The organism is Novosphingobium sp. (genome assembly GCF_031424035.1).
Classification (GTDB): domain Bacteria; phylum Pseudomonadota; class Alphaproteobacteria; order Sphingomonadales; family Sphingomonadaceae; genus Novosphingobium.
This window is the reverse complement of sequence record NZ_JANPGP010000091.1, coordinates 1-9720: the sequence shown is the minus strand read 5'-3', so window position 1 is coordinate 9720 and position 9720 is coordinate 1. Positions and strand designations below refer to the sequence as shown.

At 62.0% G+C, this 9720-nt stretch carries 10 protein-coding genes and 1 tRNA gene; 7 read left to right on the top strand and 4 right to left on the bottom strand.

All coding sequences use genetic code 11. From position 1 onward, the window contains the following. The 4 genes from bamA to rpmE all read left to right on the top strand — a co-directional run. Positions 1-2305, top strand: a 2305-nt coding sequence (gene bamA, locus RMO89_RS13295) for an outer membrane protein assembly factor BamA (protein ID WP_310533664.1), incomplete at its 5' end; no start/stop codon positions are given. After that, entirely contained in the window at positions 2305-3033 is a 729-nt protein-coding gene (locus RMO89_RS13290) for an OmpH family outer membrane protein (protein WP_310533663.1), read from the top strand. The genes bamA and RMO89_RS13290, both read left to right, overlap by 1 nt. A 35-nt stretch (positions 3034-3068) precedes the next feature. Further along, positions 3069-3539, top strand: coding sequence for a 3-hydroxyacyl-ACP dehydratase FabZ (gene fabZ, locus RMO89_RS13285; RefSeq protein ID WP_310533662.1), 471 nt, complete (start codon positions 3069-3071; stop codon positions 3537-3539). A gap of 100 nt (positions 3540-3639) precedes the next feature. Next, positions 3640-3864 (top strand): 50S ribosomal protein L31, encoded by a 225-nt coding sequence (gene rpmE / locus RMO89_RS13280; RefSeq protein WP_310533661.1) that lies wholly within the window; start codon positions 3640-3642, stop codon positions 3862-3864. A 73-nt stretch (positions 3865-3937) separates the two neighbouring features. On the opposite strand, the gene RMO89_RS13275 is transcribed toward rpmE, so the two are convergent. From RMO89_RS13275 to RMO89_RS13260, 4 genes are read right to left on the bottom strand one after another with little or no spacing between them, the layout of a single operon-like run. After that, on the bottom strand, positions 3938-4699 hold the full coding sequence (locus tag RMO89_RS13275; RefSeq protein WP_310533660.1) for a proteasome-type protease: 762 nt from the start codon (positions 4697-4699) through the stop codon (positions 3938-3940). 26 nt (positions 4700-4725) lie between these two features. Next, on the bottom strand, positions 4726-5541 hold the full coding sequence (locus RMO89_RS13270) for a transglutaminase family protein (RefSeq protein ID WP_310533659.1): 816 nt from the start codon (positions 5539-5541) through the stop codon (positions 4726-4728). After that, positions 5541-6485 (bottom strand): alpha-E domain-containing protein, encoded by a 945-nt coding sequence (locus tag RMO89_RS13265; RefSeq protein WP_310533658.1) that lies wholly within the window; start codon positions 6483-6485, stop codon positions 5541-5543. Before RMO89_RS13265 ends, RMO89_RS13270 begins: the two co-directional genes overlap by 1 nt. Before the next feature lie 3 nt (positions 6486-6488). Further along, complete coding sequence (locus RMO89_RS13260) at positions 6489-7919, bottom strand: circularly permuted type 2 ATP-grasp protein (RefSeq protein ID WP_310533657.1); 1431 nt, start codon at positions 7917-7919, stop codon at positions 6489-6491. Between the two features lie 283 nt (positions 7920-8202). Between RMO89_RS13260 and RMO89_RS13255 the strand changes: the two genes are divergently transcribed. The 3 genes from RMO89_RS13255 to ccsA form a co-directional block, all read left to right on the top strand. After that, positions 8203-8279, top strand: a tRNA-His gene (locus RMO89_RS13255). Positions 8280-8324: 45 nt separating this feature from the next. Beyond that, positions 8325-9389 carry a Glu/Leu/Phe/Val dehydrogenase dimerization domain-containing protein gene (locus RMO89_RS13250; RefSeq protein ID WP_310533656.1) on the top strand — a complete coding sequence of 355 codons (1065 nt, stop codon included), beginning with the start codon at positions 8325-8327 and terminating at the stop codon, positions 9387-9389. Positions 9390-9477: 88 nt separating this feature from the next. Then, positions 9478-9720: cytochrome c biogenesis protein CcsA (gene ccsA / locus RMO89_RS13245; RefSeq protein WP_409035542.1), on the top strand; the 243-nt coding region annotated here is incomplete at its 3' end.

Sequence of the window (9720 nt, the reverse complement as noted above, 5' to 3'; positions counted from 1 at the left end):
CCGCGTCGATATCGTCTTCGAAATCAGCGAAGGCCCGCGCTCCAAGGTTCGCCAGATCAACATCATCGGCAACGACAAGTTCAACGATGGCGAACTGCGCGGCGAAATGCTGACCAAGCAGAGCCGCACGTGGCGCCTGTTTTCGTCGAAAGACAGCTACGATCCGGATCGTCTGGCCTATGACCAGCAGAAATTGCGCCAGTACTACCTGACGCAGGGCTACGCCGATTTCCGCGTCATCTCGGCCGTGGCGGAACTGACCCCGGACAAGAAGGACTTCATCATCACTTACGTGGTGGAAGAGGGCCAGCGCTACAAGTTCGGCGACGTGAAGGTGGAAAGCCAGCTTCGCGACTTTGACGGCGAGGCGCTCGCCAAGCAGCTGCCGATGAAGAAGGACGACTGGTACAATGCCAAGCTCGTCGAAGATACCATCGACAAGCTGAACCAGACTGCCGGCGCGTTCGGCTATGCCTTTGCGGACGTTAATCCCAACTACGACCGCAACAAGGAAGACCTCACCATGGGGATCAACTTCCAGATCGCGGAGGCGCCGCGCGTCTACGTCGAGAAGGTGGAGATCAACGGCAACACGCTGACCCAGGACAAGGTAATCCGCCGCGAATTCCGCCTGTCAGAAGGTGATGCGTTCAACTCGCTGCAGGTCAAGCGTTCGACCAACCGCATCAAGTCGCTCGGCTATTTCCAGGAAAAGTTCGAGATCAAGCAGGAACAGGGCTCCGCGCCTGACCGCGTCGTGCTCAAGGCAGATATTGAGGAAAAGCCCACCGGCGAACTCCAGCTCTCGGCCGGCTTCTCGTCGATCGAAAGCTTCATCCTTCAGGCCTCGGTGCAGCAACGTAACTTCCGCGGCCGCGGCCAGACGGTCGGTGCATCGGTCAGCTATTCGCGCTATTCGAAGTCGGCCCAGCTGAGCTTCACCGAACCTTACGTGTTCGACCGCAATATCTCGTTCGGCGCGGACATCTATCGCCGCGATTACAACAACTTCAACTTCTCCGGCCAGGATCGTAACACGCTTTACGGCCAGACCACGACCGGCTTCCAGATGCGCGCCGGCCTGCCGCTGACCGAATATACCAGCCTTGTCGGTCGCTACACGTTCAACATCGACGATGTGACGCTGGACGAGAACCAGTTCTATTCGGGCGGCACCTGCGATCCGCTGCTCGCCGGGCGCTACCTGTGCGACGCGATCGGCAAGCGCACCACATCGAGCTTCGGCCTGACGTGGATCTACGACACGCTCGACAACCGCGTGCGCCCAAGCCGCGGCCATACCGTCTCGGTCACCGGCGAGTTTGCCGGTCTGGGCGGTTCGGTGAAATATGCGCGTCTCTCGATTAACGCGGCGAAGTACTGGCCGCTGGGCAAGGGCTTCATCTTCTCGATCTCGGGCGAAGGCGGCATCATCAAGGGGCTGAGCAACGGCGGCGACGTGCGCCTGACCGACCGCTTCTACCTTGGCGAACCGCAGATACGCGGCTTCGACATCCGCGGCGTCGGCCCGCGCGTTCTGCGCAAGACCTATGTCGATACGCCGGGTGTGTTCAGCACGGGCAACTACTGCTTCACCCCGGCAGTGCCGGCCACAACGACGACTGCTGGAACGGCTGCGATCCGAACGGCTGCGACGACAATCAAGGATTGCACCGACGGCCAGACCTACCTCGAAGCCGGCGGCGTGTCGGGTGACCGCGATACCTGGCAGGACGACGCTATCGGCGGCCGTTACTACTACCTCGGCCGCATGGAACTCGAAATCCCGCTGGGCTCGGGTGCACGCGAAATGGGCATTCGTCCGTCGATCTTCCTTGATGCCGGCGCTGTTTGGAGCGTGAAGGCACCGTCGCTGATTGATACCGCCGATCTCAACAACGATGGCGTCATCGACAATCCTAGCGGCCAGGTGTTCATCGCCACCCGCGATCCGTCGACCGGCCTGCCGCTATTCTCGCAGATTGATACAACCGTCGTGAATACGACCACTGGCGCCTGCGAAGTTGCTACCGTTTCGCAAACCACGAACGCGACCAACTCCAACACATCGTTTGTTTGCACCCCGGCCGGCGTGAACCTGTCTGCGAACTCGGCGCTGGGCGGTAACACGGCGTTCAAGGAATTCTTCCTCGGCAACAGCTGGAAGCCGCGTGTCGCCGTGGGCATCGGGTTCAACTGGAACTCGCCGTTCGGTCCTTTCCGTCTCGATTTTGCCAAGACGCTGCTCAAGCAGCCTGGCGACGATACCAAGTCATTCACTTTCAACGTAGGAACGCAATTCTGATGAAAACCATTCTCAAAGCCGCCACCGCCGTTGCCGTGGTGCTGACGGTTGCCCAGCCCGCGATCGCGCAGACCCCTGCCGCTCCCGCTGCCACTCCGGCTTCGAACGGCATCACCGTTCCCGGTATCGGCATCGCCAATATCGATCTGATCGTGGTTAATTCGAACGCGTTCAAGGTGGCACAAACCCAGCGTCCGCAGACCTACAAGGCGACGTATGACGCCGCAGAGGCGCGCCGCAAGCAGATCGCCGACCAGATCACCGGCATGGTCACCAAGTTCAATGCCGATCGTGCATTGCCGAATGCCAACCAGCAAGCGCTGGCGCAGCAGGCGCAGTCGATCCAGGCGATGGAAGCCAGCGGCACGCAGGAACTGCAGAAGCTGCTCCAGCCGGTGTCCTATTCGGAAGCCTATGTGCAGGAACAGATCAGCGAAAAGCTGAATGCCGCGATCAACACCGCGATGACCAAGCAGCGCATCACGCTGCTGCTCAACCCGTCGGCTGTCGTCGCCACGACTAACGCCTACAACCTCAATCAGGCAATCCTGACCGAGCTGAACACCGCGCTGCCTTCGGCGCAGCTGGTGCCGCCGGCTGGCTGGGAACCGCGCGAAGTGCGTGAAGCCAAGGCGCAGCAGGCTGCCCAGCAGGGCGGTGCCGCTCCGGCTGCTCCCGTCGCACCGGCTCCGGCCGCGACGACTGGCAAGAAGACCAAGGGCCGCTAAGGCTTTTCGGCAAGGGCAAGGGTAGGGGCAGCGCCATGAGCGAGGAAACACCGACGCCGGTTGAGGGCAAGTCGCTCGACATTACCGGCATCCTCGCGGCGCTGCCGCACCGTTACCCGATGCTGCTGGTTGACCGCGTGGTCAGCCTTGTCGCTGACGGGCAGATCCATGCGGTCAAGGCGGTCAGCTTCAACGAAGGGTTCTTTCAGGGGCATTTCCCCGGACGTCCGATCATGCCGGGCGTGTTGCAGATCGAAGCGCTGGCCCAGGCCGCTGGCATTCTCGCGATCGAAACGCTTGGACTCGCCGGCACCGGCAAGCTGGTCTATTTCATGGCCATCGAAGAGGCGAAGTTCCGCGCGCCAGTCGAACCCGGCGTGCTGCTCGATCTGGAAGCCGGCTTCATCCAGAAGCGCAGCCGCGTCTGCAAGTTCTGGGGCAAGGCATCGGTGGGCGGTAAGGTGACCTGCGAGGTCAACTTCACCGCGATGATCGCGGATAGCTGAGCTTTTCGGCTGCAAGGCTGGACAAACCGGCGCGGCATGGTTATGCGCGCGCCTTCCATTTCAGGCCGGTCGGAACCGGCCACAACGAAAGTGTGAGACGATGAAGGCCGATATCCACCCCGACTATCACATGATCAAGGTGCAGATGACTGACGGCACCGTGTTTGAAACTCGCTCCACATGGGGCAAGGAAGGCGACACGCTGGTGCTCGAAATCGACCCCACCTCGCACCCGGCGTGGACCGGCGGCACCCGCCAGCTCGACACCGGCGGCCGCGTTGCACAGTTCAACAAGCGCTTCGGTGGGCTCACGCTCAAGAAGTAAGCTTTTCCGTCATTCGGAATGCGAAAGGGCGGCCATTTGGCCGCCCTTTTTGTTGTACTGCGCCCAATTCCAATCAGTGAGCGGGGGTGTGTTCGGAGGCCATTTCATAGTCTGGCAAGTCATGGAACGCGCGTCGCAGTGCCTCGCCCCAGCCGACCGAAACCGCGCGAAAATAGGGATCGTCGGCCGAGATGCGGCGATTGTGGATCGGCAAGAAATTGTCGCGCTCAATCACCAGCAGGTCGAGCGGCGGACCGACGCTGAGGTTGGCCTTGATCGTCGAATCGAAGCTGACCAGCACCAGCTTGATCGCGTCCTCGAAGCTCATGTCGCGTGAATAGCCGCGCACCAGAATCGGACGGCCGTACTTGGTTTCACCGATCTGGAAATAGGGCGTGTCGAAGCTTGCCTCGATGAAGTTGCCTTCCGGGTAGACGAGGAACAGACGTGGTTCCATGCCTTTGATCTGGCCAGCAACGATGATCGAGGCCTGGAACATCTTGTCCGAGCCTTCCTGACCATGCTCCGCCCGCTGCGCCGCGATGGTATCGTTGAGCAGCTTTCCGACCTGGGTGGCGACTTGAAACATGGTCGGCGCTTCCAGCAGCGAATTGTGCCGTTCGGCCGGGGCCTTGTTGCGTTCCTCAAGCTGGCTCAGCACCGACTGGGTCGTCGCCAGATTGCCGGCGGTCAGCAGGGTGATCACGCGGTCATCTTCGACCGACCAGTGGAACATCTTGCGGAAGGTGGAAACGTTATCGACGCCCGCATTGGTGCGCGTATCGCTCATCAATACGATACCGCTGTCGATCAGCATTCCAACGCAATAGGTCACGGCCCAAACCCCTCTTTGCCTGACCGTTACTGCTGGGCGGCTTGTTGTTCAACCGCGAGGGTGACCGCCAAGGCGGCTTTTCCTCCGCCCCATGACAGTCCGGTGACGGGAGCGGCATCGCGGTAATCGAATCCGGTGGCAACGCGGACATAGCGCGCATCGGGGGAGATGCCGTTCGATACATCGAAGCCGACCCAGCCGAGGCCATCGATGTGGGCTTCGGCCCAGCCATGAGTGGCTTCCTGATCGATGCGGTCGTCCATCATCAGGTAGCCGCTGACATAGCGTGCCGGCACACCCAGCGCTCGGGCACAGCCGATGAAAATATGCGCGTGATCCTGGCAAACACCGCGGCCGGCGGTCAGCGCTTCCTCGGCAGTGGTGCCGACGCTGGTGTGCCCGGTTTCATAGGCCGCTTCCGCCAATGTTGTCTGCGAAAGCGTGTGCAGCATGGCAAGCCGGTCATCGTGCTGGGGCTGGCAGGCTGCGATAAGCGCCTTCATGCGCGGCCCGGGCCGGGTAATGGTGGTTTGCCGCGCGAAGGCCCACAGTGGCATGCAACCGATGTGCGGACCGACGATGCCAGAGCGGTCAGCCGTCTCGACGATGCCCGAACAGGTGATCTCCAGCACCGGCACGCCCGGAACGATCGAAACCAACGCGACGTGAGTGCTGTGATGGTCGTCGAATTCGGTTTCCATCCGAGCGCCGTCGAGGTTCATGGTCCATTCGACCACGTGCTGGCCATGCGTCGGTTTGGGCCGCATACGCAGGCGGATCAGGCCGTGAGCGACCGGTTCGTCATAGGTATAGCGGGTAGAATGGCGGACGGAGAGGCGCATCAGTCAGTAAACCTGTAGTCGGCGGCGATGGCATTGCCCACGCGCCGGTTGCTCGCAAGGAACTGGCCGATGAATTCGTGCAAGCCGAAGTCGATGATCGATTCGATGGTTGCCGTCTGCAGTTTGCGGACCTGATCGGCCACCAGATCATGGCAGCCAACGTGCGTTCCATACTGCCGCGCGAGGCCGGCGATGTTGCTTTCCAGCTTGGTATAGCAGGAAGCCAGACTGCGCGGAAATCTGCTGTCGAGGATAAGGAAATCGGCAATCCCACGCGGGTCGATTTCGCCCGCGTTAAGCCAGCGATAGGCTCGTTCGGCAGAGACTGAACGCAGGACCGTGTCCCACTGGGCATTGTCGAAGCTCGATCCCACCAGCGAGACCGAAGGCAGCAGGACGTAGTACTTCACGTCGAGAATACGCGCGGTGTTATCCGCCCGTTCGATAAACGTGCCGATGCGGGCGAAGTTGAAGATGTCGTTACGCAGCATGGTGCCGTCCATCGACCCGCGCACCAGAGTCGACTGCCGGCGAATCGCGGCGAGGACATCGCCCAGAGAGTTGGGCTTCACCGGGCGCGCGAGCATTTCGCTGAGCACCATCCACGCCTCGTTCGTCGCTTCCCAGACCTCACGGGTGAGGGCAGTGCGCACTGCACGCGCGTTTGAACGTGCCTGTTCAACCATGCGCAGCACCGAACCCGGATTGTCGCGCCCGCGCAGGATCCAGTCAGTCGCGTGCGGACCGGTCACTTCGCCATGCGCCGAGCGGTAGGTCTCCAACTGGCCGATGGTGACGAGCACCGATTGCCATTCGCTGCGCGCCGCGCCTTGCCCGCGGGTCAGCGCGAGGCGGAAGCCGGTTTCAAGCAGGCGCGCGGTATTCTCCGCCCGCTCGAGCAGACGGAACATCCACGATACGCCATTTGCAGTCCGTCCTAACACCCGTCAGTCCTCCAGAACCCAGGAGTCCTTGGTGCCGCCGCCTTGCGACGAATTGACCACCAGCGAACCTTTTTTGAGCGCGACGCGGGTCAGCCCGCCTGGGGTGATATCGATCCCCTCCGGCGACATCAGCACGAAGGGGCGCAGATCGACATGGCGCGGGGCAAGCCCGGCCTTGGTGAAGATCGGCACGGTCGATAGCGCCAGCGTGGGCTGTGCGATGAAATTGTCAGGCCGCGCGCGCAGCTTCTTGGCGAAGGTGGCAATCTCTGCCTTGGTCGCGGTCGGCCCGATCAGCATGCCATAGCCGCCCGAGCCGTGGACTTCCTTGATCACCAGATCGGCCAGATTGTCGAGCACATAGGCGAGCGAATCCTTCTCCGCGCAGCGCCAGGTTGGCACGTTCTGCAGGATCGGCTTCTCACCGGTGTAGAATTCGACGATCTCGGGCATGAAGGAATAGATCGCCTTGTCGTCGGAAATTCCGGTGCCGGGCGCATTGGCAATGGTGATGCCGCCGGCGCGATAAACGTCCATGATTCCGGGCACGCCAAGCATGCTGTTCGGGTTGAATGTCATCGGATCGAGGAACTCGTCGTCGACCCGGCGATAGAGCACGTCGATCGGTTCGTATCCGCACGTGGTGCGCATGGCGATGCGGCCATCGACCACGCGCAGGTCGCTACCCTCGACCAGCTCCGCGCCCATCTGGTCAGCAAGGAACGCGTGTTCGAAATAGGCGGAATTGTAGATCCCCGGCGTCAGCACCGCGACAACTGGCCGGTCGCTCGCGCGGCGGGGGGTGCAGGCGGCAAGGCTGCGCGCCAGCCTCCGCGGATAGTCCGACACCGGACGCACCCGGACCTGCGTGAACAGTTCGGGGAACATCGCCATCATCGTTTCGCGGTTTTCCAGCATGTAGGAAACGCCGCTGGGTGTGCGGGCATTGTCTTCCAGCACCATGAATTCGCCGGGGCCGGTTCGGATCAGGTCAATCCCGACGATATGGGTATAGATGCCACCGGGCGGGGTGAAGCCGACCATCTCGGGCAGGTAGGCGCTGTTGCGCTCGATCAGGCGGGAAGGGAACTTGCCGGCGCGGATGATCTCGCGGCGGTGATAAAGGTCATGCAGGAAGGCGTTGAGCGCGCGAACCCGCTGCTCGATGCCTTTTGACAGCTGCCGCCATTCACCCGCGGTGATGATCCGTGGGATCATGTCGAACGGGATCAGCCGCTCTTCGCCGGCAGCCTCGCCATAGACGTTGAAGGTGATCCCGGTGCGGCGGAAGAAGCGCTCCGCCTCAACATTCTGGCGTTTGAGCCAGGACGGGTCCTGCTGATTGAACCAATTGCAGAAGTCCGCATAGGCAGGACGAATCGCGCCGCCTTCGTCCAGCATTTCGTCGAAATTCACAGACCCCGATGGCGGCATGGCTGCTCCCTGTCACACAAGTGATGCATGAATGAAACGCAATTGCCAATGCCTTTGATGCTGCACTTGCGAAATATCCCGCGACAGATTCGCAGGCGGCGGTCTGGCAGGGTAGCCAAAATCGATCACGTAATAATGTTGCGCAGGAAAGGTTGCTGCGAAGATTTCACTTCCCAATCCGGCCCGCCTGTGCAAGAGGCCGCGCCTGCGCCGGATACTGCTTGCGAGCGGCTCCGGTCATGCCTAACAGCGCCGCCGCAAGGCACGCGCTGGCGGCTTTATGGCGATCGTAGCTCAGTTGGTTAGAGCGCCGGTTTGTGGTACCGGAGGTCGTGGGTTCGAACCCCATCGGTCGCCCCATTTTCCCCAGCCAGGCACGTGTCCCCTTGCACAGGGAGATAGCGCGTGCCTGCATTCTGGGAAGAACCTGACTTCGACGATCACGAAATGGTCCAGGTGGTGCACGACCGCGCCTCCGGGCTGACAGCGATCATCGCTCTTCATTCCACGCATCTGGGGCCGGGTGCCGGTGGCACGCGGTTCTGGCACTATGCTGACGGCGCGGGCGCGCTTCGCGATGCGCTGCGCCTGTCACGCGGGATGAGCTACAAGAACGCCATGGCCGGTCTGCCGATGGGCGGCGGCAAGGCGGTGATCCTCGCCGACGAGAACCTGACCAAGACGCCGGCAATGATCGCCGCTTTTGGCGATGCTATCGCGGCGCTGAACGGTCGCTATGTCACGGCTGAGGATGTCGGCATGAGCGAAGCTGACATGGTGGCGATCCACCAGCGCACCCGCCACGTTTGCGGCCTGCCGGCCACTGATCCTGATCTTGCCGGCGGCGATCCAGGGCCGTTTACCTCGCGCGGCATCTTTTATGGCGTGAAGGCGGCGGTGCGTCACAAGCTGGGCCGCGACGATCTGTCGGGCGTCCATGTCGCGGTGCAGGGCACGGGCAGCGTTGGCGGCGGTCTTGCCCGGCTGCTTGCGGCGGAGGGAGCTAAGCTCACGCTGGCCGACGTTAATGCCGAACGCGCCGCCGCACTAGCAGCGGAACTGGGCGGCACGGCAGTCGATGCCGGGTCGATCATGGATGTCGAATGCGATGTCTTCAGCCCCAACGCGCTCGGCGCGATCCTCGATGACAGCGGCATTGCCCGCATCAAGGCACCCATTGTCGCGGGCGGGGCGAACAACCAGCTATCCCGTCCGCAGCACGGCCCGATTCTCCATGAACGGGGCATTCTTTATGCGCCGGACTATGTCATCAACGGCGGCGGCATCATCGCGGTGACCCTTGAGTATCTCGCCCGCGAACAGGGCCAGCCCTGCACACGAGCGGAGGTAATGGAGCGCCTCGAAGAGATTCCCCTGCGGCTCGAAGCCATCTGGCGTGAGAGTGATGCTAGCGGCCAGCCTGCCGATAAGGTGGCCGATGCCATGGCGCAAAGACTGATCGGGCGCTGATCGTGTGTTGATGGATTTGGCCTGATACAATCCGCTGCAAGCTATCGCTTGCGGGCGGGCTTTCACCCTGCCAAATGGCCGCATTCTTATGCACGGCTTTGCGAATCCCGCCCGTTTCCTGCGCCTTGCCCGGTGGCTGACGCCGCTGTTGCTGGTGACCGGACTGGTGCTGGCCTTTGGCGCGATGGCCTGGGGCGTTTTTGTGGGTCCCGCTGATGCGCTGCAAGGCGATTCGGTCCGCATCCTTTACCTGCATGTGCCCACCGCATGGCTCGGCATGGGTGGGTGGACGGCAATTGCGATTGCCAGTCTGGTCGAGATCGTCTGGCGC